The organism is Pseudomonas sp. TE3910, from assembly GCF_056279025.1.
In genome coordinates this window covers 2,240,958-2,266,900 of sequence record NZ_JBWBQN010000001.1, presented here as the reverse complement: position 1 = coordinate 2,266,900, position 25,943 = coordinate 2,240,958, and the positions used below count along the sequence as shown (strand labels likewise).

Annotated in this window: 28 protein-coding genes; 12 read left to right on the top strand and 16 right to left on the bottom strand. The window is 59.6% G+C overall.

Annotation, left to right across the window (positions count from 1 at the left end):
* Positions 1-8: 8 nt before the first annotated feature.
* From ACZ9H3_RS10220 to ACZ9H3_RS10200, 5 genes are all read right to left on the bottom strand, one after another.
* Positions 9-653 carry a glutathione binding-like protein gene (locus ACZ9H3_RS10220; protein ID WP_330523154.1) on the bottom strand — a complete coding sequence of 215 codons (645 nt, stop codon included), beginning with the start codon at positions 651-653 and terminating at the stop codon, positions 9-11.
* A 126-nt stretch (positions 654-779) separates the two neighbouring features.
* The gene (locus ACZ9H3_RS10215; protein WP_083199829.1) at positions 780-983 is read right to left on the bottom strand and encodes an SEC-C metal-binding domain-containing protein; all 204 of its coding nucleotides are present in this window, start codon (positions 981-983) and stop codon (positions 780-782) included.
* A gap of 5 nt (positions 984-988) precedes the next feature.
* The gene (locus ACZ9H3_RS10210) at positions 989-1,462 is read right to left on the bottom strand and encodes an LEA/WHy family protein (protein ID WP_065760439.1); all 474 of its coding nucleotides are present in this window, start codon (positions 1,460-1,462) and stop codon (positions 989-991) included.
* Positions 1,463-1,466: 4 nt separating this feature from the next.
* Positions 1,467-1,943 carry a YchJ family protein gene (locus tag ACZ9H3_RS10205; protein ID WP_065760438.1) on the bottom strand — a complete coding sequence of 159 codons (477 nt, stop codon included), beginning with the start codon at positions 1,941-1,943 and terminating at the stop codon, positions 1,467-1,469.
* 4 nt (positions 1,944-1,947) lie between these two features.
* Positions 1,948-2,442 carry a DUF6231 family protein gene (locus tag ACZ9H3_RS10200; RefSeq protein ID WP_065760437.1) on the bottom strand — a complete coding sequence of 165 codons (495 nt, stop codon included), beginning with the start codon at positions 2,440-2,442 and terminating at the stop codon, positions 1,948-1,950.
* Between the two features lie 128 nt (positions 2,443-2,570).
* Here ACZ9H3_RS10200 and ACZ9H3_RS10195 point away from each other — a divergent pair, with 128 nt between their 5' ends.
* The 3 genes from ACZ9H3_RS10195 (at position 2,571) to ACZ9H3_RS10185 (ending at position 4,480) form a co-directional block, all read left to right on the top strand.
* A complete protein-coding gene (locus ACZ9H3_RS10195) occupies positions 2,571-3,257 on the top strand; it encodes a PA1041 family peptidoglycan-binding anchor lipoprotein (protein ID WP_102053383.1) in 687 nt (228 codons plus the stop codon).
* 196 nt (positions 3,258-3,453) lie between these two features.
* The gene (locus ACZ9H3_RS10190) at positions 3,454-3,729 is read left to right on the top strand and encodes a DUF1145 domain-containing protein (protein WP_102053382.1); all 276 of its coding nucleotides are present in this window, start codon (positions 3,454-3,456) and stop codon (positions 3,727-3,729) included.
* Positions 3,722-4,480, top strand: coding sequence for a hypothetical protein (locus ACZ9H3_RS10185; protein WP_102053381.1), 759 nt, complete (start codon positions 3,722-3,724; stop codon positions 4,478-4,480). The genes ACZ9H3_RS10190 and ACZ9H3_RS10185 overlap by 8 nt, the downstream gene beginning before the upstream one ends.
* Before the next feature lie 77 nt (positions 4,481-4,557).
* On the opposite strand, the gene ACZ9H3_RS10180 is transcribed toward ACZ9H3_RS10185, so the two are convergent.
* On the bottom strand, positions 4,558-5,022 hold the full coding sequence (locus ACZ9H3_RS10180; protein WP_330523151.1) for a CopD family protein: 465 nt from the start codon (positions 5,020-5,022) through the stop codon (positions 4,558-4,560).
* A gap of 97 nt (positions 5,023-5,119) precedes the next feature.
* Here ACZ9H3_RS10180 and dinG point away from each other — a divergent pair, with 97 nt between their 5' ends.
* The 5 genes from dinG (at position 5,120) to pdxH (ending at position 12,587) form a co-directional block, all read left to right on the top strand.
* Complete coding sequence (gene dinG, locus ACZ9H3_RS10175) at positions 5,120-7,264, top strand: ATP-dependent DNA helicase DinG (protein ID WP_065760432.1); 2,145 nt, start codon at positions 5,120-5,122, stop codon at positions 7,262-7,264.
* Between the two features lie 81 nt (positions 7,265-7,345).
* Positions 7,346-9,544 (top strand): beta-galactosidase, encoded by a 2,199-nt coding sequence (locus ACZ9H3_RS10170; protein ID WP_476220620.1) that lies wholly within the window; start codon positions 7,346-7,348, stop codon positions 9,542-9,544.
* A 150-nt stretch (positions 9,545-9,694) separates the two neighbouring features.
* Positions 9,695-10,840: a serine hydrolase domain-containing protein gene (locus ACZ9H3_RS10165; RefSeq protein ID WP_065760430.1), complete on the top strand. Its 1,146-nt coding sequence runs from the start codon at positions 9,695-9,697 to the stop codon at positions 10,838-10,840.
* 100 nt (positions 10,841-10,940) lie between these two features.
* On the top strand, positions 10,941-11,921 hold the full coding sequence (locus ACZ9H3_RS10160) for an OmpA family protein (RefSeq protein ID WP_330523148.1): 981 nt from the start codon (positions 10,941-10,943) through the stop codon (positions 11,919-11,921).
* An 18-nt stretch (positions 11,922-11,939) separates the two neighbouring features.
* Positions 11,940-12,587: a pyridoxamine 5'-phosphate oxidase gene (pdxH, locus tag ACZ9H3_RS10155; protein WP_065760428.1), complete on the top strand. Its 648-nt coding sequence runs from the start codon at positions 11,940-11,942 to the stop codon at positions 12,585-12,587.
* On the opposite strand, the gene ACZ9H3_RS10150 is transcribed toward pdxH, so the two are convergent.
* A complete protein-coding gene (locus ACZ9H3_RS10150; protein ID WP_065760427.1) occupies positions 12,584-12,820 on the bottom strand; it encodes a hypothetical protein in 237 nt (78 codons plus the stop codon). The genes pdxH and ACZ9H3_RS10150 overlap by 4 nt on opposite strands.
* 150 nt (positions 12,821-12,970) lie before the next feature.
* Between ACZ9H3_RS10150 and ACZ9H3_RS10145 the strand changes: the two genes are divergently transcribed.
* A complete protein-coding gene (locus ACZ9H3_RS10145; RefSeq protein WP_065760426.1) occupies positions 12,971-13,435 on the top strand; it encodes an outer membrane lipoprotein in 465 nt (154 codons plus the stop codon).
* A gap of 70 nt (positions 13,436-13,505) precedes the next feature.
* Here the strand turns inward: ACZ9H3_RS10145 and nhaA are convergent, their stop codons facing one another.
* A complete protein-coding gene (gene nhaA, locus ACZ9H3_RS10140; protein ID WP_330523147.1) occupies positions 13,506-14,687 on the bottom strand; it encodes a Na+/H+ antiporter NhaA in 1,182 nt (393 codons plus the stop codon).
* A gap of 225 nt (positions 14,688-14,912) precedes the next feature.
* On the opposite strand from nhaA, the gene ACZ9H3_RS10135 reads away from it, so the two are divergent.
* The gene (locus ACZ9H3_RS10135; protein WP_065760585.1) at positions 14,913-16,007 is read left to right on the top strand and encodes a PLP-dependent cysteine synthase family protein; all 1,095 of its coding nucleotides are present in this window, start codon (positions 14,913-14,915) and stop codon (positions 16,005-16,007) included.
* Positions 16,008-16,063: 56 nt separating this feature from the next.
* On the opposite strand, the gene ACZ9H3_RS10130 is transcribed toward ACZ9H3_RS10135, so the two are convergent.
* The 3 genes from ACZ9H3_RS10130 to ACZ9H3_RS10120 form a co-directional block, all read right to left on the bottom strand.
* On the bottom strand, positions 16,064-17,677 hold the full coding sequence (locus tag ACZ9H3_RS10130; RefSeq protein WP_099775592.1) for an NAD(P)/FAD-dependent oxidoreductase: 1,614 nt from the start codon (positions 17,675-17,677) through the stop codon (positions 16,064-16,066).
* Positions 17,678-17,780: 103 nt separating this feature from the next.
* The gene (locus ACZ9H3_RS10125) at positions 17,781-18,446 is read right to left on the bottom strand and encodes a COG3650 family protein (RefSeq protein ID WP_065760583.1); all 666 of its coding nucleotides are present in this window, start codon (positions 18,444-18,446) and stop codon (positions 17,781-17,783) included.
* A 70-nt stretch (positions 18,447-18,516) separates the two neighbouring features.
* Entirely contained in the window at positions 18,517-19,116 is a 600-nt protein-coding gene (locus tag ACZ9H3_RS10120) for a short chain dehydrogenase (protein ID WP_476220614.1), read from the bottom strand.
* A 98-nt stretch (positions 19,117-19,214) separates the two neighbouring features.
* Here ACZ9H3_RS10120 and ACZ9H3_RS10115 point away from each other — a divergent pair, with 98 nt between their 5' ends.
* The gene (locus ACZ9H3_RS10115; RefSeq protein ID WP_065760581.1) at positions 19,215-20,123 is read left to right on the top strand and encodes a LysR family transcriptional regulator; all 909 of its coding nucleotides are present in this window, start codon (positions 19,215-19,217) and stop codon (positions 20,121-20,123) included.
* A gap of 75 nt (positions 20,124-20,198) precedes the next feature.
* Here ACZ9H3_RS10115 and ACZ9H3_RS10110 read toward each other — a convergent pair whose 3' ends face one another.
* From ACZ9H3_RS10110 to ACZ9H3_RS10090, 5 genes are all read right to left on the bottom strand, one after another.
* Positions 20,199-20,900, bottom strand: coding sequence for an ABC transporter ATP-binding protein (locus tag ACZ9H3_RS10110; protein WP_065760577.1), 702 nt, complete (start codon positions 20,898-20,900; stop codon positions 20,199-20,201).
* Positions 20,901-21,668: a high-affinity branched-chain amino acid ABC transporter ATP-binding protein LivG gene (livG, locus tag ACZ9H3_RS10105; RefSeq protein WP_065760576.1), complete on the bottom strand. Its 768-nt coding sequence runs from the start codon at positions 21,666-21,668 to the stop codon at positions 20,901-20,903. It lies immediately after the preceding gene.
* Entirely contained in the window at positions 21,665-22,921 is a 1,257-nt protein-coding gene (locus ACZ9H3_RS10100) for a high-affinity branched-chain amino acid ABC transporter permease LivM (RefSeq protein WP_065760575.1), read from the bottom strand. The genes livG and ACZ9H3_RS10100 overlap by 4 nt, the downstream gene beginning before the upstream one ends.
* Complete coding sequence (gene livH / locus ACZ9H3_RS10095) at positions 22,918-23,841, bottom strand: high-affinity branched-chain amino acid ABC transporter permease LivH (RefSeq protein WP_065760574.1); 924 nt, start codon at positions 23,839-23,841, stop codon at positions 22,918-22,920. Before livH ends, ACZ9H3_RS10100 begins: the two co-directional genes overlap by 4 nt.
* Positions 23,842-24,069: 228 nt before the next feature.
* A complete protein-coding gene (locus ACZ9H3_RS10090; protein ID WP_065760573.1) occupies positions 24,070-25,197 on the bottom strand; it encodes a branched-chain amino acid ABC transporter substrate-binding protein in 1,128 nt (375 codons plus the stop codon).
* A 363-nt stretch (positions 25,198-25,560) separates the two neighbouring features.
* On the opposite strand from ACZ9H3_RS10090, the gene ACZ9H3_RS10085 reads away from it, so the two are divergent.
* The gene (locus ACZ9H3_RS10085) at positions 25,561-25,866 is read left to right on the top strand and encodes a DUF2288 domain-containing protein (RefSeq protein WP_065760572.1); all 306 of its coding nucleotides are present in this window, start codon (positions 25,561-25,563) and stop codon (positions 25,864-25,866) included.
* Positions 25,867-25,943: the final 77 nt, after the last annotated feature.

The window sequence follows — 25,943 nt, the reverse complement described above, 5'->3', positions numbered from 1 at the left end:
CCTGTGACTCAGGGTTGCGGCGGGTTGATCTTTTCGACCAGGGCATAGGCCCGCTGTGTGGCAGGACGTGCCTTGATGCGCTCGAACCAGGCCTTGAGTGCCGGGAAATCATCAAGGTTCTGGCTCTGCCACTGATGGGAAACAATCCACGGGTAGATGGCCATGTCGGCGATGCTGTACTCGGCTCCAGCGACGAACGGTCGGTCGGCCAGGCGTTTGTTCAGCACACCATACAAGCGCGCGGTTTCATCCACGTAGCGTTTGATTGCATAAGGGATTTTTTCGGGCGCGAACCGGCTGAAGTGGTGGTTCTGGCCGGCCATCGGGCCCAAGCCGCCCATTTGCCAGAACAGCCATTGCAGGGTTTCCTGGCGGCCACGCAGATCCTTGGGCAGGAAGTGTCCGGTTTTTTCCGCAAGGTACAGCAGGATGGCGCCCGATTCGAACAGCGACAGCGGCGCCTGATGGTCGGCCGGATCATGGTCGACGATCGCTGGAATACGGTTGTTCGGGGCGATCTTCAGGAAGTCGGCAGCGAACTGTTCGCCTTTGCCGATGTTGATCGGGTGAATGCGGTAGGGCAGCCCGGTTTCCTCAAGAAACAGGGTAATTTTGTGGCCATTGGGGGTAGTCCAGTAATACAGGTCGATCATGGCACGCTCCGTCGAGGGTTCGGCAGCGACAATGTCGCTGCCGCCAGGCTGCGCTTGGGCGCAGCGGTCGCCTTATGGATATCACAAGGTGCGACCTCGATGCAGCGTTGATCTACACGGCTGGCCTCAGGCCCCGTGGCACTTCTTGAATTTCTTGTTGCTGCCGCATGGGCATGGGTCGTTACGGCCAACGTCCTTCAGGGCATTGCGTACAGGCTCTTGAGGCGCGTGGTTGCAGTGCGGGCCATGGACATGACCATGGTCGTGATCGTGGTGATGGTCATGATCGTGGTTGCAATCGGGGCCATGAACATGAGGTTGCTGGGTCATTGCGGTTACTCCGGAATAAAATCTCCGGGAATTATCTCACCACTGCGTGATAAGTGCAGGCTGCGTGGCCAGAAAAATCCGCTGCTCAGGTCGCCATCCAGTCGGTAGTGGATCGGTCGTTCAGGATGCTTGAGCAGCTTGACGACGTCCTTGAGGTGTTCCCAGAGGTTGGTCCTTATTGGCACCTTGAATGTCTTGTGACTGTGGGCGGCCACATTGACCCACTGGTCGGACTCGCCCTCGGCCAGCGTCAGCTCATTCAGCCGCACCTTGTAGCGCAGTGCCCTGACCAGCAGACGTGAATCGTTGGGGTTGTCGATGCGAAAATGCAGTACGAACTCTTGTTGCAGCAGACGTGCCTTGACGGTTTCGACCTTGACCAGATGAACCTCTGGGTCTTGGTAGGGAGTTCCGAACCAGCTCGCACAGCCACTCAATAGTAGAAGGCTTATCAGCATGAGGCTGGTTCGAATAGGCATCAGGCTAGCTTCCTAGATAGCTGGCACAGCACTTCTTGAACTTCTGTCCGCTAGCGCAGGGGCAAGGGTCATTGCGCCCGGCTTTCAATCCAACCGTCGGGTCGATGAAGTACCAGGTACCCTTGTTCTGCACAAATGCCGAACGCTCGCGATGGGCGTGCTCACCGGTGCTGTCATGCCAGCGTGCGGTGAAGGTCACGAAGGCATGTTCCGGTTGCCCGCCAAAGACTTCCGCAGATTCCACGTCCAGCCCCAGCCAGGTGCTCTGCGTACTCCACTCGGCAATGGCGTTGCGGTCCAGGCCTGCTTGCTGAATGGGCAGGGTGGTTGCCACCAGGTAATCGACCAACCCCAATACGTAGGCGCTATAGCGCGAACGCATCAACGTCTGTGCGTCAGGGGCCGGCGAGCCTGCGTGATAGTGGCCGCAGCAGGCATCCAGCAGGTTGCCGCTGCCACAGGGACAAACCGTGACACTCATTGTTCTACCACCAGTACTTTCCAAAATTCTGCGGGTTGGCCCAGAACTTGGCATTCAGCCAGTCCGGAACCTGCTTGTATTCTCGTAGATCATAGGTGAACAGGCTTAGCACCTGCTCGTCGCGTTGGAAGCGTTCACTGGCCTGGAGGGCCAGGGCGAAGAAGTCGGTGTCTTTCCAGCCGCACGCGGGCAGGTCGGCCAGTACCGCAACCCGACTGGCGTTGAGGTTTCGGATACCGCCCAACAGTTCCAGGCCTTGGCGTCTGGGCAAATGCTCCAGGCAGTCGACCAACAGTGCCAAATCAAAGCGTTGCGAGGCGAGTTCAAGGGGGAGGGGGCCAGGATTGGTGACGTGAATCTCAGCCTGCGGGTGGGCTTGCGCGAACGCATCCAGAGCCGGGAAACGGCTGCCTACGACCAACAAGCGTTGCGGTGCCTGGCGCTCCAGCAGAGCAGCCAATGCCTGCTGTGGGGTGCGTTGGGAAAAACTCTCGGTCATCAGCAGTCCTCAAATCAGATAATCCAAGACTACACTGAGTCATGGCTTATTGCTGGCGGAGTTGGGGTGTGCGGTCTTTACTCAACTGAGCATCGGTTATGCACCGATTCCCCGAGGAGACGCATCAAATGAGCATAGTACGCACAGCATTACCTCTGGTTCTGCTAACCAGCGTGTTGACTGGTTGTGCAGGTTTGCAAAAAACCGACTGGCCTAAGTGTGCCGCCGTCGGAGGCGTCGGCGGCGCTGCGTTGGGTGCAATCGAGAGTTCCAGCTGGGCAGGCTGGGGCGCGTTGCTCGGTGGCGGCCTGGCAGCCGGCTACTGCTGGGCCAATGGCGACGGTGACGAAGATCACGATGGCGTGCCGGACAGCCGCGACAAGTGCCCGGGCACACCGCGCGGCGTTCAGGTCGATGCCAACGGTTGTCCACCTGCACCGGTTGTTGAGCAACCGGTAGTGGTCAAGGAAGAAGTGATCGTTATTCGTGATGTCCACTTCATGTTCAACTCAGCCAAGCTGACCGCCGCGGATAAAATGCGCCTGGACAAGGTTGCCAGTCGTCTGAAAAGCGAGGCACCGGGCGCCAGGCTGAGCGTGACCGGGCATACCGACAGTGTCGGCAGCGATGCCTACAACCAGAAACTGTCTGAGCGCCGCGCTTATTCAGTGACCGATTATCTGGTTGAAAGCGGCGTACCGCGCAGTAGCTTCGTATCGGTACGGGGCGCAGGCGAAAGTCAGCCAGTGGCTGATAACAAAACGGACGATGGCCGCAGCATGAACCGCCGGGTGGAAATCCGGATCGAGCGCTGAGCCTCTATCAGGCCCACGGCTCAAGACGTGCCGTGGGCCTGCCGTTGTCTCTGTATCAACGTGAATACCGAATCCTTTCCGATGACGCTACCCTCTGGCGCAAGTCGGGAGGCAGGGTTACTGTTGCAGGCGATGCCAAGGGATTGAGGTCTTGGTATTGCCAATAAAAAGAACAAGTCGAGAGGGGCGGGCGCGTATGAAGGTGTTCTGGGGCCTGGGCAAGGCCTTGACAGTGGTGTTCTGGTGGGTGGTGTTGATGAATCTGCTCAGTCCTGCGGAAAAACCCTTCCACCTGCTGATCAACGCCGCTGGGGCGACAGTGTTGGCATTGCATGTCCTGGAAGTGCTGGTGTTCAACCGTCTTCTGCGTGAGCGCAGCCATCGTTGGTTCGACCGTCTGCAGATCCTGCTTGTCGGTATTTTCCACATCCAATCGATACCGGCACCGCGCCAGGAGGCAGGTCATGCGTAAATTCATGGTGTTGCTGACATTGGTCAGCCCATTGGCAATGGCCGAGAGCCTGAGTGTCGGAGCGCATTCAGTACTGCGTCTGCCCAACAAAAGCAGCGTGGTTCAACTCGAACGCCTTGATGTGGCGGACTACGGGACCTTGCTGTTGCCGGCCAGTTTGACTGAACTGAATGTCGGCTCGTTGCGCCTGGGCCGAGAGGCGCGGATCGCGGTTGTACCGGCTGGGCAGGCGCTACGTATTGAAGCTGGCGCTGCCGAGTTGGCGGATGGCAGCCAGATCCTTGCCCACGGTGCCCCCGGGACATTCGAGAAAGCTGCCATGCCGGGACGAGACCTTGAGTTGCGCCTGCATCGTTTGCAGGCCGCGCAACTGTCGATTGACGCTCGCGGAGGGGCAGGTGCGCCTGGGTATGTCGGGCTTGATGGGGCCAATGGCAAGGCCGGTGGCTGTACCTGGGGGCAGGCTGAACCCGGGGCGAACGGCCAGAACGGTGGTGATGGCCATGACGGCGCAGCAGGTGGGCGTGTGCTGTTGGCGCTGCCCGCCAGCTACCCCGAGGCTCAGATCAAGGTGCGAGTGGATGGTGGGGCGCCGGGCCTGGCTGGGGCTGCCGGTAAACCGGGGAAAGGCGGGGCGAGCAAAGGGTGCTTTGTGTACCGTACCCAAGGCGGCGCAAGCGGCAAACCTGGCGCACCAGGGCAGCCCGGTTTGGCGGGCGCGGCAGGCGCCTTCACACTGAAGCGTTTGTAAAACCCTCGGCGGGGGCGGCACGTACGCAGCGTCTGTAGCGCTGGCACGCTCGCCTCCTGCCGATCAGCCTTGTGAGATCACACCAGCAGACGTGAAGAGGCCACCGCTACCACGGCCAGGCCCAGCAACAGGTTTACGCCGACCAGTCGACGAATCCGCCCGAGTACACCGGCACCTGCCGACCAGTCTTCAGCCTGCACGGCCTTGCGCAGTGCAGGCAGCAGCAACGTCTGGATACGAATAAACAGCGCCAACATGGCGATAGCGCCGCCAATCATCACCTGTACATAGCGTGGGGCCGTTTCAAAACCGGCAAAGCGCAGGTGCAGCATGCCCATGCCGCTGATCACCAGCACCGCGACGGCAATCCAGACCCACACGAAAAAACGCTGAAACACTTCTACCCAGAGGCGCAGGCGAGCAGGGCCGTCCAGGGCGGCAACAGCGGCCGGGCGCAGTACCAGCCAGGCGAAGAACATGCCGCCGACCCAGACCAGGGCGGCCAGAACATGCAGGCTATAAGGGATGGCAAAGGCGGTCATCAGGAACTCCGTTCAGCGCAAAGGGCAATAGCGGGTTATGATAGCGGCCCAATCGAAACACTGAAAATATATCCAGCCCTTCGGGCGCCCCGACACCATGATCAGCAACGAACTCAAATCCCAAATTCAGGGCGCCTACTCGCGTTTTCTCGAAGCCAAGAGCCTCAAACCGCGCTATGGCCAGCGCCTGATGATTGCCGAAGTCGCCAAAGTATTGGGCGATATCGAGTGCGACGACGAGGGACGACGCAGCGGCGACCCTGCGGTGGTGGCGGTCGAGGCCGGTACCGGTACGGGTAAAACCGTGGCCTACAGCCTCGCTTCGATTCCGGCGGCCAAGGCTGCTGGCAAGCGCCTGGTGATTGCCACCGCCACGGTTGCCCTGCAGGAGCAAATCGTATTCAAGGACCTGCCGGACCTGATGCGCAACAGTGGCCTGAACTTCAGCTTTGCCCTGGCAAAGGGGCGTGGGCGCTACCTGTGCCTGTCCAAGCTCGACCTGCTGTTGCAGGAAGGCCATGCACAGTCGGCGACGGCCCAGTTGTTCGAGGAAGAAGGCTTCAAGATCGAGGTGGACGAAGCCAGCCAGAAGCTCTTCACCAGCATGATCGAGAAACTTGCCGGCAATAAATGGGACGGTGACCGCGACAGCTGGCCTCAGGCTCTGGAGGATCAGGACTGGGCACGGTTGACCACTGATCACAGCCAATGCACCGGCCGACATTGCCCGAATTTCCAGCAATGTACCTTCTACAAGGCCCGTGAAGGCATGGGCAAGGTCGATGTCATCGTGACCAACCATGACATGGTCCTGGCCGACCTGGCCCTGGGCGGTGGTGCAGTGCTGCCCGATCCGCGCGACACTATTTATGTCTTCGACGAAGGGCACCACCTGCCGGACAAGGCCATTGGCCATTTCGCGCACTACACGCGTTTGCGCTCAACCGCCGACTGGCTGGAGCAAACGGCCAAGAACCTGACCAAGCTGTTGGCCCAGCATCCACTGCCGGGCGATCTCGGCAAGCTGATCGAACAGGTGCCGGAGCTAGCGCGAGAGATCAAGACGCAGCAACAGTTCATGTTCACGGCCTGCGAGCAACTGGCGGATTTCCGTGCCGGTGAAGACATGGAGGGCCGTGAGCGCCCGCGTCACCGCTTTGTGGCAGGCGTGGTGCCTGAGCACATGCGGGAAATGGGTATCGAGCTGAAGAAAGGCTTTTCGCGCTTGAACGACCTGTTCACCCGCCTGACCGAGTTGCTCAAGGAGGGTATGGATGGCGAGGTGAACATCGGCATCGCCAGCCATCAGGCTGAAGAGTGGTACCCGCTGTTCGGCAGCCTGTTGATGCGCGCCCAAGGCAACTGGGAGCTGTGGACTGCCTTTACCGCCGAAGATCCTGAGGACAGCCCGCCCATGGCGCGTTGGCTGACCTTGGCTGAAAGCGGCGCATTGTTTGACATTGAGGTTAACGCCAGCCCGATCCTTGCCGCCGAAATGCTCCGGCGCAACCTCTGGAGCGTGGCCCATGGCGCACTGGTTACTTCCGCTACCCTGACAGCCCTGGGTAAATTCGACCGTTTCCGCATGCGTGCGGGTTTACCCAAGGCCGCTGTGACTGCGGTTGTGCCGAGCCCGTTTCACCATGTCGACGCAGGCGTGCTACGTGTGCCTGATTTGCGCGCCGACCCGCGTGATGCGGCTGCACATACAGCCGCGATCATCCGCGACCTGCCTGAGTTGGTCGAAGGCTCGCGGGGCTCGCTGGTGCTGTTCTCGTCGCGTAAACAGATGCAGGACGTCTTCGATGGCCTGGACCGTGATTGGCGCAAGCAGGTGTTTATCCAGGGCAACCTGTCCAAGCAGGAAACCTTGAACAAGCACAAGGCGCGGGTGGACGGTGGCGATTCCAGTGTGCTGTTTGGCCTGGCCAGTTTTGCTGAAGGTGTCGACCTGCCGGGGGCCTACTGCGAGCATGTGGTCATCGCCAAGATCCCCTTCGCGGTACCCGATGACCCGGTTGAAGCCGCGTTGGCCGAATGGATCGAAGCGCGAGGCGGTAATCCGTTCATGGAGATTGCTGTCCCGGATGCGTCCTTGCGCCTGATCCAGGCCTGTGGTCGCCTGCTGCGTACAGAGGAAGACCGCGGCATCATTACCCTGCTTGATCGTCGCGTGGTCACCCAACGCTATGGCAAGGCTATTCTCAATGCATTGCCACCGTTTCGCCGGGAAATTTCCTGACGCCCGGAGCTTAATGTACCTGGGCGTTGTCTATCACTGAGATCAAGGCCCACCCGGGTCATCAAGGAGAGCTCCAGCCTTATGCTTCACCGCACCCTGCCTGCCGTATTCGCCCTGTTGTTCGCTCAGCCGCTTCTGGCCGGGCAACAGACGCTGTTCAGCTTCGTTCGTCCGACCGCCGTGGTGCAGGTCGCGACCGAGGATGCCAGCTTGCCGCAGTACAATGCAGAGCAAACGGCGGAAGGCGAGGTGCTGCGGCGTGTGGTTTTCAACCCGGCGCAGCGTCCGAGCCTGCGCCTCAGCCCGCAGACGGGAGCCTGGGACTGGTCAAATGCAAGCGCCATGACCTTGCGCCTGCAAAGTGCAATGGATTGGGCGTTGACGCTGGATGTCACGCTCCAGAGCAGCGATGGCAAGACCCTTACCAGTCGCATCGACCTGCCTGCCGGCCCTGCGCAGACTGTATGGGTGCCGCTCAAGGCCAGTTCACCGCTGAGCCAGGGCATGCGTGCCGGGCCGCCGATGCCCTGGGTGCATGAGGGCCAGCGCGTGTTGCTGACCAGCAGTGCGGGCGAACTGGACCTCTCGCAGGTGGTGTCAGTGACCTTGTCGATGACCAAGCCCAATGTCGTCCAAAGCGTGCTCATCGAGCGTTTCGGCACACAGGACGACGATCAACTGCAAAAGGCCGCTTATGCCGGCATTATCGATGGCTATGGCCAGTTCAGTCGCGGTCGCTGGCCTGAGAAGGTGACCAGTGATGAGCAACTGCGCAGCGCTGCTGCCAAGGAACAGCAACAGCTCAAGGGGTGGCTGGTTGAGCGTGCCAAGTTGCCGCTAGATACCTTCGGTGGCTGGAAGGGCGGGCTGGCCTTTGAGGCCAAGGGCTTCTTTCGTACCGAGAAGCGCGACGGTCGCTGGTACCTTGTCACACCTGAAGGGCATCCGTTCTACTCGCTAGGGGTCAACACCGTGGCTGCAGACGGTGGCCGTACCTATGTCGAGGGCCGTGAGGCGATGTTTACGAGCCTGCCGCAAGGCCAGGAGCGGTTGGCGTCCCTCTATGGTGAAGGGAACAATCACGATGGCAATGGTTCCTCCCGTGGTCGCGCGTTCGATCAGGGCCGTTGGTTCGATTTCTATGCTGCCAACCTTGAGCGCAGCTACGGCCAGCCCTGTGCCGATGCCAGTCACTGTCCTGCGGTGAGCCTTGATGCCAAGCGCTGGCAGTCTCATGCCCTCGACCGATTGCAGGCCTGGGGCTTCAACACCTTGGGTAACTGGAGCGACCCGGCCTTGGGGCAACTTGGTCGCGTGCCTTACACCCTGCCGCTGGCCATCGTGGGCGACTACAGCAGTATCAGTACCGGGATGGACTGGTGGGGGGCCATGCCCGACCCGTTTGATCCGCGTTTTGCGATGGCGACCGAGCGCGCAGTGGCCATCGCTGCGCGTGATCACCGGGATGATCCGTGGTTGATCGGATACTTCGCGGATAACGAACTGGCCTGGGCGGCACCGGGCGACGACCCGAAGGCCCGCTATGCCTTGGCGTTCGGTACATTGCGCCAGACTACGGACGTGGCCGCCAAGCGCGCATTTCTCAAGCAACTGCGAGACAAGTACCGCAACCAGGAGGGGCTGTCCAAGGCCTGGGGCATCCAGCTGACGGCCTGGGAACTCATGGAAGACCCGGGATTCGAGGCGCCACTGCCTAATCCTGAGCACCCCGAGATAGAAGCGGATTACCAGTATTTCCAGAAGGTATTTGCGCAAACCTACTTCAAGACCATCGACGACGCGTTGAACTGGCATGCGCCCAACCACCTGTTGCTGGGCGGCCGCTATGCGGTGAGCAGTCCGGAGGCGGTTGCAGCCTGTGCCGAGTACTGTGATGTGATCAGTTTCAATTTCTACACACCCACGCCTCAAGATGGCTATGACTTCACTCAGCTCAAGGCACTGGACAAGCCGGTACTGGTGTCTGAGTTTCAGTTCGGCTCACGGGACCGTGGGCCGTTTTGGCCCGGGCCAATGGAGGTTGCCCGGGAAGAAGACCGAGGGCCTGCCTATGCGAACTTCCTCAAGGCCGCTTTGGCCGAGCCTATGATTGTTGGCGCGCACTGGTTCCAATACATGGACCAGCCTGCCAGCGGACGTTTGCTCGACGGTGAAAACGGTCACTTTGGTCTGGTCGGCATTACCGATGTACCGTTCCAGGGTTTTATCGGTGCCGTACGCAAGGCCAACCTGCAGGCTCAGGAACAGCTCGCCAAGTAGGGTTCAACTCTCGGCTCCTGCGGTTGTTGCAGGAGCCGATCTGGGCGGTATTGTCCCGCGCAACCATTCGCCAGCTATCTGTTCCCAAATCGGCGTCAGGCTGGAACAATGCACGCCATTTAGAACACGGGTTGTGCAGGGAGTCGGCAGGTGCAGATTCAGGGTCATTACGAACTTCAGTTCGAAGCGGTACGCGAAGCCTTTGCCGGCTTGTTCGACGATCCTCAGGAGCGCGGCGCAGCGCTGTGTATTCAGGTTGGCGGAGAGACGGTGGTCGATCTTTGGGCCGGTAGCGCTGACAAGGACGGCGAGCAGGCCTGGCACAGCGACACCATCGCCAATGTGTTCTCCTGCACCAAGGCCTTTACTGCCGTGACTGCACTGCAACTGGTCGGTGAGGGCAAGTTGCAGCTCGACGCGCCAGTGGCGCGCTACTGGCCGGAGTTCGCAGCGGCAGGTAAAGAAGCCATCACCCTGCGCCAGTTGCTTTGCCATCAAGCCGGCCTGCCTGCCATCCGTGAATTACTGCCTGCCGAAGCGTTGTACAACTGGCAGACAATGGTCGATACCCTTGCCGCCGAAGCCCCCTGGTGGACGCCCGGTACTGCCCATGGCTATGCCGCGATTACCTTCGGTTGGCTGGTTGGCGAATTGATTCGCCGCGCTGATGGTCGGGAGCCGGGTACCTCAATCGTTGCACGTACCGCACGGCCATTGGGCCTGGATTTCCACATCGGCTTGGCCGATGAAGCGTTTCACCGCGTTGCTCACGTCGCCCGTGGCAAAGGTGTGATGGGGGATGAAGCGGCCCAGCGCCTGCTGCAAGTGACCATGCGCGAGCCCCAGGCATTATCGACACGAGCGTTTACCAACCCGCCTTCGGTGCTCACCAGCACCAACAAGCCAGAGTGGCGCCGTATGCAGCAGCCAGCGGCCAATGGTCATGGCAATGCCAGAAGCCTGGCCGGTTTCTATGCCGGTTTGCTGGAGGGCAGCCTGCTTGAGGCGGAGCTTCTGGATGAGTTGACCCGCGAGCACAGTATCGGCCAGGACCTGACCTTGCTGACGCAGACCCGGTTCGGCCTGGGCGTGATGCTGGATCAACCAAACGTTCCCAATGCCACCTTTGGCCTCGGGCGCAGGGCGTTCGGGCACCCGGGAGCGGGTGGTTCGGTTGGCTTTGCCGACCCTGAATACGATGTTGCCTTTGGCTTTGTCACCAACACCCTGGGCCCCTATGTGTTGATGGACCCGCGTGCCCAGAAACTTGTACGGGTGCTAGCGACGTGCCTGTGACCAGTCATGTCGACCAGGTGCTGGAACCCATGGCCCATTTTGCTTTCCAACGGCCCGGCTGTATCGGCCGATTCTTAATCCTTTTTACGGTGTATCGTTGATGTACTCTCATAAAACGCTCGCGCTTGCTTTGTGCCTTGCGGTAACCGGATGCGCCCAGCACCCGCAGAACGCTTCGGCGAAAAACGACCATGGCTGGTGGCCATTTGGTGGTAGCGAAAAGGTTGCTGATCAGGATGTGAAAAAAGCGATCGATGAGAAAGTGGCCAAGGCCGACGCCAAGTCTGAAAGTGAGAGCCACGGGTGGTGGCCATTTGGCGAGAGCAAGAAGGTAGATGCACCTAAAGCCTTGAAGATGCCTGATCCGAAGGTGACCCAGGCCTGGCTCGACAACTATGAACCGCGCTTGCGTGAAGCGATCAAGGGCAGCAAGTTCGAACTGGAGCGCCGTGATAATGTGCTGGTCATCACTGCGCCGGTTGACAGCTCATTCAACCCTGATCGCCCTGCAATGTTGCTGCCGGTCACGTTAGGGCCGATCACTCAGGTGGCCAAGGTCATCGAGAGCGATCCAAAAACAGCTGTTTTGGTCGTGGGGCATGGTGATACCAGCGGTGCGACAGCGGCTAACCAGAAGACCAGCCAGGAGCGGGCACAGTCGGTGGCAGCGATTTTCCGTCTCAGCGGCCTGCAACGTGACCGCTTGATGCTGCGTGGCATGGGCTCGTTGATGCCGCGTGCGGCCAATGACAGCCAGAAAGGCCGTGCGTTGAACCGTCGGGTGGAGATGGTACTGACCCCGCAAGACACCATGTTGGCGTTGCTCAGCAAGTACAGTCAACCAACGCCAAGCCCGGCTGAGCTGGTTGCGGTACAGGATGCCAAAGCACCGGCCAAGGTCGCAGCCAAACCATCGGCCAAGACGCCGACCAAGAAAGCCGCGGCGGCCAAGAAAACCGTAGCGAAGAAGAACACCGCGGTGAAGAAGGCTGCAGCCAGCAAGCCAGCTGCCAAGCCAACGGCCAAGAAAGCGCCAGCGGCGAAGGATGTTGCTGCCGTCAGTACCGCGAAGACCAACTGATCGTCAAGGAACGCTGCTATGACCCAGACTCTGGCCGATATGCGCCGTGACTACACCCGTGATGGACTGGCTGAAGCCCAGGCACCGAGCGAGCCGTTCGTTCTGTTCCACCAATGGTTCGCTGAAGCTGTTAAAACCGAACAGCCACCTGTAGAGGCCAACGCCATGACCCTGGCGACGGTCGATGCAGATGGCCGTCCACATTGTCGCGTGTTGTTGCTCAAGGGGCTGGATGAGCAGGGTTTCACGTTCTTTACCAACTATGACAGCGCCAAGGGCATGCAACTGCTGTACAACCCTTATGGCGCCATGACCTTCTTCTGGCCAGCCCTGGAGCGGCAGGTGCGCATTGAAGGCAAGGTGGTCAAGGTGTCGCCACAGGAGTCCGATGCGTACTACCAGGTTCGCCCTTTGGGCAGTCGCCTGGGGGCCTGGGCTTCACCGCAGAGCCAGGTGATTGCAGACCGTGCAGAGCTCGAAGCGTTGCTCAAGGACACTGAGCAGCGCTTCAGCGACAGCCAGCCGCATTGCCCTGAGCATTGGGGCGGTTACCGTTTGCTGCCCGATCGCATCGAATTCTGGCAGGGGCGTCCAAGCCGTTTGCATGACCGCCTCAACTACCGCTTGGTGGATGGGCACTGGGTCCGTGAGCGCCTGGCGCCTTAACTCGCCTGATACCCGGCAGCTTCGCGTTCCAGCCAGGCTGCCAGGTCACGGCGTTTGACCTTCTGGGTCTTGGCGCTGTCTAACCGCTGTAGCATGTACTCGCGCTTCAGGGGATCGCTACCTGCCAACGAGAGCGCCAGGTCACGGTCCGACCAGCGCTTGATGCGGACGTAGAGCCACCAGTGGAAGTACAAACCCGCGACGGTAGTGGCCGCGATGATGAAGTAATCCATGTTTATCCTTGCGCAGTAAAAACAGTTTTTACAGACCGGTCGATGGGCCGCCTGTACGGATGCTGTATGGAAGCAATTTTATACTGCCGCTGTCGTGACAGCCGTCAACGCGCGGAGTCTAATGGCAACTTGTCTTTTGGAGATGATCCTATGCGTAAATCTGTTCTGCTGGTAGCGTCCGTGACCACCCTGTCACTGCTTCTTGGTGGTTGTGCGTCCAGCCTGACCGGTGACTCCTACTCCCGTGATGAGGCTCGGCGCGTGCAGACCGTACGCATGGGGACCATTGAGTCTCTGCGACCGGTGAAAATCGAAGGTACCAAGACGCCCATCGGTGGTGGTGCGGGTGCCATCGTTGGTGGCGTAGCCGGCAGTGGCGTTGGTGGTGGCCGTGGCAGCGTGGTGGCCGCCGTGATTGGCGCGGTTGCCGGCGGCCTGCTCGGCTCTGCGGCAGAAGAGGGCATTACGCGTACTCAGGGTGTTGAAATCACCGTGCGCGAAGATGACGGGAGCATGCGCGCCTATGTGCAACAGGTTCAGGAAAACGAGATTTTCCGCGTGGGTGACCGTGTACGCATCATGACCGTCGACGGCACCAGCCGCGTGACTCGCTGATACCCCGGCGCATAAAAAACAAAACCCCGACGCGGCTTGGCCGGTCGGGGTTTTTTATTGCCTGCGTGTTTCAGGCCTTGGCGGTCTTGCGGCTGGCCATTGCCGTGATTGCATAACCGATCAGTGCGGCAAGGATCGAGCCAGTCAGGATACCCATTCGGTCCATGCCGGCAAATTCGCTGCTACCCGGCTCAAACGCCAGCGAGCCGACGAACAGGCTCATGGTGAAGCCAATGCCGCACAGAACCGCCACGCCGAGAATCTGCCCCCAGTTGGCGCCGGTCGGCAAGGCCGCGAGGCCAGTCTTTACGGCTATCCAGGTCAGGCCGAATACACCAACGGTCTTGCCCAGCAGCAAGCCGACGGCGATGCCCATGGGCACGTGGTGGGTGAAGCTCTCTACCGTGACACCGGCCAATGAAACGCCTGCATTGGCGAAGGCAAACAGCGGCAGGATACCGAAGGCGACCCATGGGTGCAGGGCGTGCTCCAGGCTCATCAGCGGAGACGGCTCGGCGTTTTTCGTGCGCAGCGGGATACACAGTGCCAGCGTGACGCCTGCCAGCGTGGCATGTACGCCACTCTTGAGTACACAGACCCAGAGGATCAGGCCGACGATCATGTAGGGGCCAAGCTTGATGACGCCCAGTCGGTTCATCGCGATCAGTGTCAGCAGGCAGGCGCCCGCCAACATCAGCGACAGGCTCGACAGCTCACCGGAGTAGAACAGGGCGATGACAACGATCGCGCCCAGGTCATCGATGATCGCGAGGGTCATCAAGAACAGCTTGAGCGATACCGGGACCCGCTTGCCGAGCAGCGCGAGCACGCCCAGGGCGAAGGCAATGTCGGTCGCGGTAGGGATAGCCCAGCCCGCCACGGCAGCCGGGTTGTCCTTGTTCAGGAACCAGTAGATCAGCGCCGGTACAACCATGCCGCCAATCGCAGCTGCGCCGGGCAGAACCACTTGCGAGGGTTTGGACAGGTGCCCGTCAACCAGCTCGCGCTTGACCTCAAGGCCAATGAGCAGGAAGAACAGCGCCATCAGGCCATCGTTGATCCACAATAGCAGAGGCTTGGCGATTTTAAGCGCGCCGACCTGGGCAACGACAGGCACCTCGAGCAGGCCATTGTAGAGAAAGGACAGGGGTGAATTGTTGACGATAAGTGCCAGGGCGGCTGCAGCAATCAGCAACAGACCGCTGGCAGCTTCCAACTGAAAGAAACGAGTGAAAGTGCTACGCAGAGGCAAGGTCGCTCTCCATCCTGAAATTCAAAAAAGGGATACACCCTAACCTGTGAGCTTAGGCATTAAAACAAAAATTATATTCTTTTTTGTTATAAGCTGTTGCTCAGCATTAGGACGGCCAGCCTAGCAGTCGAGTCGGAAATTTGAGTGCAGCCGTATCTGTCTGTCTTGTAGGAATTTTCCTTATGACCCGCTGGGGTCATTGACCACAACCCATGAGAGTCCAGTATGAGCAACCAACGTCAGTGGGCGCGTGAAGCCATTCGAGTCATTGAAGCAGACTTTCAGCGTAGTGCTGATACTCATCTGATTCCTTTGCCACTGCCTGGATTTCCAAGCGTTGAGCTGTACTTCAAGGACGAATCCAGCCATCCAACGGGCAGCCTCAAGCACCGTTTGGCCCGCTCGCTGTTCCTGTATGCGCTGTGCAACGGCTGGTTGCGCCCTGGTGCGCCGGTTATCGAGGCATCCAGCGGTTCCACGGCGATTTCTGAAGCCTACTTTGCCCGGCTTCTGGGGCTGCCGTTCATTGCGGTCATGCCGGCCAGTACGTCCCAGGAAAAGATCGCACAGATCGCTTTTTACGGTGGTCAGAGCCATCTGGTACAGGATCCCACGCAGATCTATGCAGAGTCTGAACGCTTGGCCCGCGAGAGCGGCGGGCATTTCATGGACCAGTTCACCTATGCTGAACGCGCCACCGACTGGCGGGCGAACAACAACATTGCCGAGTCGATCTTTACCCAGATGCGCTTTGAGCGCCATGCAGAGCCTGCCTGGCTGATATCCAGCCCAGGAACCGGCGGCACTACCGCGACGTTGGGGCGCTATGTGCGCTACCGCCAGCATGCCACCCGGGTGTTGTGTGCCGATGCCGAACGTTCAGTGTTCTTCGAGAGCTATTGCAGCGGTGACCGCTCGTTGCGGCTGGAGTGTGGTTCGCGCATCGAAGGCATAGGTCGGCCAAGGGTTGAAGCCTCGTTTCTACCGCAGGTCATCGATGCGATGGTCAAGGTGCCCGATGCCTTGTCGCTGGCGGCCATGCATTACCTGGCACAGCGTCTTGGCCGGCATGTCGGCGGTTCCAGCGGGACCAACCTGATCGGCGCGTTGGCGGCGGCGCAGCATATGAAGGCTGCGGGGGAGGCGGGGTCGATTGTTGCCATTCTGTGTGACAGTGGCGAGCGCTATGCCACCACTTATTACGATCAGGCCTGGTTGAATGGGCAGGGGTATCAGCTTGACGGCCTGATTGCAGCCGTCGCCGCCTGCGCAGAGCGCGCAGAGCCCCTACCGGAAAGCGTGTTGCACGCTGGTCTGTAGAGCCCCCGTACAGCTGTCGGCACCTGCAATCCGCTTGCAGGCACCGACAGATCGGATCAGTCGTTGAGGCCCAGCATCTGCCGCGCGACGGCTTCGGCGATACGAATGCCATCGACGCCGGCAGAGAGAATGCCGCCGGCATAACCGGCACCTTCACCAGCCGGGTACAGGCCTTTGATGTTCAGGCTTTGCATGTCCGCACCACGGGTGATTCGTAGCGGCGAGGAGGTGCGCGTCTCGATCCCTGTGAGCACGGCATCGTGCAGGTTGTAGCCTTTGATCTGGCGGTCGAAGGCCGGAAGGGCTTCGCGGATCGCTTCAATGGCGAAGTCCGGCAGGCTTGGCGCCAGGTCGCCCAGGCTTACACCTGGCTTGTAGGAAGGCTCGACGCTACCCAGTGCGGTAGAGGGGCGACCTGCGACAAAATCACCGACCAGCTGTGCCGGGGCCTGATAGTTGCTGCCACCCAGTACATAGGCATGCGCTTCCAGGCGCTCCTGCAGCTCAATGCCTGCCAGCGGGCCACCCGGGTAGTCTTGTTCGGGGGTGATACCCACGACAATACCGGAGTTGGCGTTGCGTTCATTGCGCGAGTACTGGCTCATGCCATTGGTGACCACGCGGCCAGGCTCGCTGGTCGCAGCGACCACGGTACCGCCTGGGCACATGCAGAAGCTGTAGACCGCCCGACCGTTCTTGGCGTGGTGAACCAGTTTGTAATCGGCTGCGCCGAGCTTGGGGTGGCCGGCGTATTTGCCCAGGCGCGCCTTGTCGATCAGCGATTGCGGGTGCTCGATACGGAAGCCGATCGAGAACGGTTTGGCCTCCATGAACACACCACGGGCGTGCAGCATACGGAAGGTATCACGGGCACTGTGGCCCAGGGCCAGAACCACATGCCGGGAATGCAACTGTTCGCCGTTTTCCAACACCACACCCTGCAACTGATCGTTGTCGATCAGCAGGTCGGTAACCTTCTGCTCGAAACGAACCTCGCCTCCGAGCGCCTGAATCTCATGACGCATGTTTTCGACCATGCCGGTCAGGCGGAAGGTACCAATATGCGGTTTGCTGACGTAGAGGATCTCTTCTGGCGCGCCGGCCTTGATGAACTCGTTCAGCACTTTGCGGCCGTGGTGATGCGGGTCCTTGATCTGGCTGTAGAGCTTGCCGTCGGAGAAGGTCCCGGCACCGCCTTCGCCAAACTGCACGTTGGATTCTGGGTTCAGTACGCTTTTACGCCACAGGCCCCAGGTGTCCTTGGTGCGCTGGCGTACTTCCTTGCCGCGTTCAAGGATGATCGGCTTGAAGCCCATCTGGGCCAGCAACAGGCCTGCAAAGATCCCGCAGGGGCCGAAGCCAACCACGATCGGGCGCTCGGTCAGGCCTTCAGGGGCTTGGCCCACCGGCTTGTAGCTGACATCCGGAGCGGGGCCGATGTTGCGGTCATCGGCGAACGTTTGCAGCAGCGCGGCTTCGTCACGCACGTTCACATCGATGGTGTAGATGAACAGCAGTTCGGTGTTCTTCTTGCGCGCATCGTAGCTGCGCTTGAACAGGGTGAAGTCCAGCAACTGGTCATCGCTGATGCCCAGGCGTTGCACAATGGCTTCGCGCAGGGCTTCGTCAGTATGGTCCAGCGGCAACTTCAGTTCAGTGATTCGTAGCATGACAGGGTCCAGTATCCCGGCCATGGAAGGGCCGGCAGCTTTGCACAAACCGCCAAGTATAAGCCTTTCATCAGCGCTTCAGGCAGGATAAACGCGCCGACGGTCAGTCGTTGCGTGAACCACCGTAGTAACCGCAGCCACGCAAGGTCTTGCCGTTGATACGCAGCTCTGCACTCAGGTGCTGTACAGCGCCTGTCATGCTATCGACGCAACGTTGCGGCGCTACCCACAGTTCTACGCGTTGGCCATTGGCTTCGCTACTCAGGTTGAAGCGGCCATCGGGCAGTTGTTCTTCCAGATAGGGCAGTGCCAGGGAGGCTTCCTGAGGGCGGTCAAGCACCATGCCCTTGCCACTGACCTTCATGCTCCAGTCGGGTTCATGGCCGCTGGCGCGCAAGGTCAGGCGCTTGAAGTTGGGGTCGCTGCAGGCGCTGTTGGAGCGCTCGACCCGGTACAACTGGTGTACGTTGAACTGGCCATCGTTGCCGCTGTTGCTACTGAGCGTACCGCGTACGTCGGCAAACAGTGCGCCGGGCTCGCTGGCCAGGGTAGCGGCTTCCTGCAAGAGGCTGGTGTTGCCGCTGTCCTGAACCACAAAGCGGCGGCTTTCTCCACAGGGTTGGAACAGCAGCTTGCCGCCCTCGGCCTTGAGCTCACCCTGCAGACGGGTCATTCCCGCCGTAGAGACCGAGGTCTTCTCGGCAAACATCTGGCAACCGGCGAACAACGGCAGCAGGGCGGCTAACAACAGGGAAGGGGCGACACGCATCGAAAGAGCTCCAGGTCTCAACCGGAAAAGTGTCGCCACGTTACTCAGGCTGGCGCTCAATCTCAAGGGTTTAGCCAACGTGATAGGTTTGGCCGGTCTGCAGGCCTTCTACGCTCTTGGCATAAGCCAGTGCTACATCGGCAGCGGGCACAGGCTTGAACCCGCGGAAGTAAGGGGCGTATGCAGACATGGCTTCGACCAGCACGTTCGGGCTGACCGAGTTGACTCGCAGGCCGCGCGGCAGTTCGATAGCGGCTGCCTTGACGAAGGCGTCGATGGCGCCGTTGACCAGGCTTGCCGAGCTGCCGGTGCGGATCGGGTCGTGGCTGGTGATGCCGGTGGTGAAGGTGAAGGAGCCGCCATCATTGATGAACTCGCGGCCGATCAACAGCAGGTTGACCTGGCCCATGAGCTTATCGTTCAGGCCCAGGGCGAAGTGCTCCTCGGTCATATCCTCCAGTGCGGCGAAGGTCACGTTGCCCGCTGCACAGACCAGGGCATCGAAACGGCCGGTCTGTTCGAACAGTGACCGAATAGACGCGCTGCTACTGATATCCACCTGGTAGTCGCCGCGGGTGCGGCTAATGCGCAGCACGTCGTGGCGCTGTTCCAGCTCGTTTGCCACTGCCGAGCCAATGGTGCCGCTGGCACCGATCAACAGAATTTTCATCGCACGCTCCTTTGGGGGAATGGCCCAAGTCTACGGTGGATTTTTGCGTCGATAAGCGTGCTAATAGGCAACCTTTTGTTTTTCTATGGAAACAATCCATGAGTGAGCTGGACGATTTGGCGGCCTTCGCTGTCTTGATGGATGCCGGTAGTTTCACCCTGGCCGCAGGGCAGTTGGGGTGGAGCAAAGGGCAATTGTCGAAGCGGATCAGTCAGTTGGAAAGCAGCCATGGGGTGAAGTTGCTGCATCGCACGACCCGTCGCCTGAGCCTCACGGCCGCCGGCGCCATGCTGTTGCCGCAGGCCCAGGCATTAGTCCGGCAGATGAATGGGGCAAGGCAGGCCTTGGCCATGCTTAAGGATGACCTGTCTGGCCCCGTGCGATTGACGGTGCCCGTGTCGCTGGGTGAGACCTTCTTTGAAGGCTTGTTGCTCGAGTTCACCGAGACGCACCCTCAGTTGCAGGTAGAGCTTGAGTTGAGCAATAGCTATCGGGATCTGTTGGGTGAAGGTTTCGATCTGGCGATTCGTACCGAAGTCCAGAGCGATGCCCGGTTAGTTGCCCGGCCATTGTTGGCCATGCAGGAACTGACGTGCGCCAGCCCCGCGTACCTGGAGCGCTTTGGTGAGCCGAAGACCCCAATGGCGTTGAGCGAGCACCGCTGCCTGCTGAACAGTCACTACCGTGGTCGCGAGGAGTGGTTGTATCACCAACAACACGAATTGCTGCGTGTGCCGGTCAGCGGTTCCTTTGCGAGTAACCATTACAGCTTGCTGAAAAAGGCGGCTTTGCTCGGCGTCGGGATTGCTCGCCTGCCGTCTTACATGCTGGCGGCAGAGTTGAGTAACGGCCAACTGCATTGGTTGCTCCGGGACTTTCAGACCCGTAGCACGCCGCTGTTTCTTGTACATCCCTACCAGAGCGCAATGCCGAAAAAGGTTCAGGTACTGGCCGACTACCTGAGGCGCTGGTTTCAGCGTGGCAGTACCGTATTGGGGCAGTTGTGAGTGCGTGGCGTAAGACGGTTGGGCAAAAAAACGATCCCGAAGGATCGTTTTTTCATTGACCGCTAAAAACGGTTATCAACCGCCCAGGTAGGCATCACGCACTTTCGGATCGGTCAACAAGGTTTCCCCTGTCCCTTCCATCACCACCCGACCGTTCTCCAGCACGTAGGCACGGTCGGCGATCTTCAACGCCTGGTTGGCGTTCTGCTCCACCAGGAACACCGTCACGCCATCACGGCGAAGTTGTTCGATGATGTCGAAGATCTGTTGAATGATGATCGGCGCCAGGCCCAGTGATGGCTCGTCGAGCAGCAACAGCTTCGGTTTGCTCATCAGCGCACGGCCGATGGCAAGCATCTGCTGCTCGCCACCGGACATGGTGCCGCCGCGCTGGCTGAAGCGTTCCTTGAGCCGTGGGAACAGGTGCAGCACCTTGTCCATCTGCTCTTCGTAGTCGCCCTTGGCAGTAAAGAAACCGCCCATGGCCAGGTTTTCCTCGACGGTCAGACGAGAGAACACGCGGCGACCTTCCGGAACCACCGCAATGCTCTTGCGCATGATGCGGGCAGAGTCCTGGCCAACCAGCTCTTCGCCCAGGTAACGGATGCTACCGCTGTGGGCTTGCGGCGAACCACAGAGCGTCATCAGCAAGGTTGACTTGCCAGCGCCGTTGGCGCCGATCAGGGTGACGATTTCGCCCTGGCGGATCTCAACGTTGACGCTGTGTAGCGCCTGGATCTTGCCGTAGAAAGTGGAAACGTTTTCAAACTGCAGCATTTACGCTTCCCCCAGGTAGGCTTTGATCACTTCAGGGTTATCGCGGATCTGTTCCGGTGTACCGTCGGCCAGCGGGGTGCCCTGGTTGATCACAACGATGTGGTCGGAGATGCTCATGACCAGCTTCATGTCATGCTCGATCAGCAGGACCGTGACGTTGTGCTCTTCGCGCAGCACACCGATCAGTGCCTTGAGGTCTTCGGTTTCCCTTGGGTTCAGGCCGGCAGCGGGTTCGTCGAGCATGAGGATCCGTGGACGGGTCATCATGCAGCGAGCGATTTCCAGGCGACGCTGCTGACCGTAGGCCAGGGTACCGGCCGTACGGTTGGCGAACTCGGTGAGGTTGACCTTGTCCAGCCAGAAGTGCGCGTACTCCATCGCTTCGCGCTCACTGCGGCGAAAGCCTGGGGTCTTGAGCAGGCCGGCGAGGAAGTTGGTGTTCAGGTGCCGGTGCTGAGCAATCAGCAGGTTTTCCAGTGCGGTCATCTCTTTGAACAGACGCACGTTCTGGAAGGTTCGTACTACGCCCTTGCGGGCGATCTGGTGACCGGCCAGGCCCTGGATCGGCTGGCCGTCGAGCAGAATCGTACCCGCGCTGGGCTTGTAGAAACCGGTCAGGCAGTTGAACACCGTGGTCTTGCCGGCACCGTTCGGGCCGATCAGGGCAACCACTTGTTTTTCCTTGACGGTCAGGGCCACGCCGTTGACCGCCAACAAGCCGCCGAAGCGCATGCTCAGGCCGCTGACTTGAAGAATTTCGCGGCTCATCGACGCAGCTCCATGTGAGGACGTTGCATAGGCAGCAGACCTTGCGGACGCCAGATCATCATCAACACCATCAGGGCACCGAACATCAACATGCGGTACTCGCTGAAGTCACGCATCAGTTCGGGTAGCAGGATCATCACAATGGCCGCGAGAATCACGCCCAATTGCGAGCCCATGCCGCCCAGCACGACGATGGCGAGGATGATCGCCGACTCGATGAAAGTGAACGACTCCGGTGTCACCAGGCCTTGGCGCGCGGCAAAGAAGCTGCCCGCGAAGCCGGCGAAGCAAGCACCCAGCGTGAAGGCCGAAAGCTTGATCACGGTAGGGTTCAGGCCCAAGGCACGGCAGGCGATTTCGTCTTCGCGCAGGGCTTCCCAGGCACGACCGATCGGCATGCGCAGCAGACGGTTGATCACGAACAGTGCAAACAGCGCCAACAGCAATGCCACCAGGTACAGGAAAATCACCTTGTTGATCGAGTTGTACTGCAGGCCGAAGTAATCGTGGAAGGTCTGCATGCCCTCGGCGGCCTTGCGTTCAAAGGTCAGGCCGAAGAAGGTTGGCTTCTCGATGTTGCTGATACCGTTGGGGCCACCCGTCAGCCCGGTCAGGTTACGCAGGAACAGGCGGATGATTTCACCGAAGCCCAGGGTCACGATTGCCAGGTAGTCACCGCGCAGGCGCAGTACCGGGAAACCGAGCAGGAAGCCAAAGGTGGCTGCCATCAGGCCGGCAATCGGCAAGCAGATCCAGAAGCTCAGGCCGTAGTAGTGCGACAGCAGCGCGTAGCTGTAGGCGCCGACGGCGTAGAAGCCGACATAACCCAGGTCGAGCAGACCGGCCAGACCGACCACGATGTTCAGGCCCAGCCCGAGCAACACATAGATCAGGATCAGGGTGGCGATATCGACCGCACCACGGGAGCCGAAGAACGGCCAGATCAGCGCCGCGACGACCAAGCCGAGGATGATCCAGCGCTGGGTACGCGGCAGGGTCAGGAAGTTGCTGACCTTGGGCGATACCAGCGAGCCTTTCGGCGCGGACCGCATCAGTGCGCTCCACTGCTTGTCGAACAGCACACGCAGGAACATCAGCACCGAACACACGGCGATCACGGTGAGGGTGAGAGGACCAGTGCCCTGAACTTCCAGGTTGATACCGACGATGCTCAGTTTGAGCCCCAGTACCGGGAAGGCCACGGCCCATACCAGCAAGGCGCTGAAAAACGCCGATTTGAGATGTCTGTTCATACTTTTTCAACCTCCGGACGGCCCAGAATGCCGGTCGGCCGGAACAACAGCACCAGAACCAAAAGGCCGAATGCCACAACGTCCTTGTACTGGTCACCGAAGATATCGGCGCCAAAGGCTTCAGCCACCCCGAGCACCAGCCCACCGAGCATGGCGCCCGGAATACTGCCAATGCCGCCCAAGACCGCTGCGGTGAAGGCCTTCAGGCCCACCAGGAAACCGGCGTTAGGGTTGATCACACCGTACTGCATGCTCAGCAGCACGGCCGCCACGGCTGCCAGTGCGGCACCGATGACGAAGGTCAGGGCGATGATGTTGTTAGTGTTGATCCCCAGCAGGTTGGCCATCTTGATGTCTTCGGCACAGGCACGGCAGGCACGGCCCAAGCGCGAACGGGAGATGAACAGGGTGAGGCCGGTCATGGCCACCAGAGTGACCACGAACACTAGAATCTGCATGTAGGAAATCAGGACTTCCTCAGCACCACCTGGGCCGAAGGAGAAACTCCCCGGAATCAGGTTGGGAATGGACTTGTCCTTGGAGTCCTGCGAGAGCAGTACCGTGTTTTGCAGGAAAATCGACATACCAATGGCAGAAATCAGCGGGATCAACCGGTTGCTGTTACGCAAGGGACGGTAAGCGACCCGTTCAATACTGTAGCCATAGGCACTGGTCACGACGATCGTCGCAAGAAACGCGGCGGTCATCAGTAGCGGCAGAGAATCAAGCCCCATCATGGCCAGCCCGGCAAGGACGATGAAGGCCACGTAAGAACCGATCATGTAGACCTCGCCATGGGCGAAGTTGATCATTCCAATGATGCCGTAAACCATTGTGTAGCCAATGGCTATCAAGGCATAGGTGCTGCCAATGGTCAGACCATTAACCAGCTGTTGGAAAAAGTGATAGATCTCAGGCATTACAGCGCTCCTAAAAACCTGATACGCATTTCACTGGTGGGGGAGCCCCGTGTGGTGCCTTGTGGTCTTTGGCCACTTCGGTACCAGCACCTGCCAGCGAACCGCTGGTGACGGTTTTAAGATTTTCAGGTGAACCAGCTCCCGGATCGCGGGAATCAGGTCCATGAACCTCGTAAAACAAAGCCCACTGCTCGCACAGTGGGCTTCTTAGTCAATGGTCAGACTGGGTTATTGAGGCGAAACTTCGGTTTTAGGTTTGCCGAAATGCCATTGGTAGACCACGAATTTGAAGTCTTTCAGGTCGCCTTTGTCGTCGAAGGACAGGTCGCCCGTCGGGGTCTTGAAGGTGCCCGCGTGGATAGCAGCAGCTACCTTGGCAGTGTCTTCGCTCTTGGCGGCCTTGATGCCTTCAGCAATCACTTCTACAGCCGAGTAGGCCGGGAACACGAACGGGCCGGTCGGGTCCTGCTTCTTGTCGGCGAAGGCTTGTACCAGTGCCTTGTTGGCAGGGTCCTGATCGAAGGATTTCGGCAGGGTAACCAGCAGGCCTTCGGAGGCGTCCTGGGCGATCTGCGAGATGGAGTCGTTGCCGACGCCTTCTGGGCCCATGAACTTGGCGTTCAGGCCTTTTTCCTTGGACTGACGCAGGATCAGGCCCAGCTCTGGGTGGTAGCCGCCGTAGTAGACGAAGTCGACGTTGGCTTGCTTGAGCTTCTGGATGATCGAGGAGAAGTCCTTGTCGCCAGCGTTCAGGCCTTCAAAGACGGCAACCTTGGTGCCTTTCTCTTCGAGGGTTTTCTTCACGGCGGTGGCGATACCTTCACCGTACTGCTGCTTGTCATGCAGAACGGCAACGACTTTCGGCTTCACATGGTTGGCAATGTAGTTGCCAGCCGCTGGGCCCTGGGCGCTGTCCAGACCGATGGTGCGGAAGATCATCTTGTAGCCACGGGAAGTGATATCCGGGCTGGTGGCTGCCGGGGTGATCATGATCACGCCTTCATCTTCATAGATGTCGGAGGCAGGTTGGGTGGAGCTGGAGCACAGGTGGCCGACGACAAACTTGACGCCATCGTTGACCACTTTGTTCGCTACGGCCACGGCTTGTTTAGGGTCGCAAGCGTCGTCGTATTCCTTGGCTTCGAGCATCTTGCCGTCGACGCCGCCCTTGGCGTTGATCTGCTCAATGGCCATTTTGGCACCGATGAACTGCATGTCGCCGTACTGAGTGACCGGACCGGTCTTGGGACCTGCGATGCCGATCTTGATGGTATCGGCGGCAAACGAATGGCTGGCAACCCCGGCCAGAACCATTGCGGCAAACAGCTTGGAAATCTGCTTAGTAGCCTTACTCATAGTGCTCCACTCATTCTGTTGTATTTTTTATAGTCCTGGCGGCCAAAGCTACAGGACCGGATCAGGTTCTCCGTCGAGGCCTCGCCTCATACCGCAGACCCGAATTTCCCCGGCCTTACCCCCGGCAACTGTACCGGTACAGTGTAGAGCGCCGCTTCATCGCTTGAAAAGCGGGCTCGCAGAGGCAAAACCTGGGCGCGGTCGCTTAATTGACTGAAAGTTATAAAAAAGCGTCTTCAGTTTTGCCCTATATGTCGGCAATCCTTGGCTTTTCCTGCACTCACCGATCAATTGCTTATTTGAAACTGGGTTTTCTGCAAAAATACCGGCTTTTAGCAGCCGAATTATTTCTGGTAGGAACCCATGACTGATGAAGTAAGCACCCTCTATGCCAAACTGCTCGGCGAGACCGCGGTCATTGAGTGGAAAGCACTGGAGCGTTTTTGGGCCAAGGGTGACCTGATTTGGGTCAAGCCGACACTGGACCTGATCGAGGTCGCCGAGGCGATGGCCGAAAACCGGGGCGAAGCCTTTGCTGCATGGCACGCTGAGGGTGCTGTCGGCAAACTCTCTGATGAGCAGGCGCTAGACCTTCAGGCGCGAGATCCGCAGATATGGGCGGTGGTGGTTTCCCCCTGGATCGTGATTCAGGAAAAACCGGCGCCCTGATTTGGTGCGCAAAAATGCACAGTGGCTCATGGTTGGTGCGCGGTACTGTTCAGCCGGGGTGACACTTGGTAACAGTC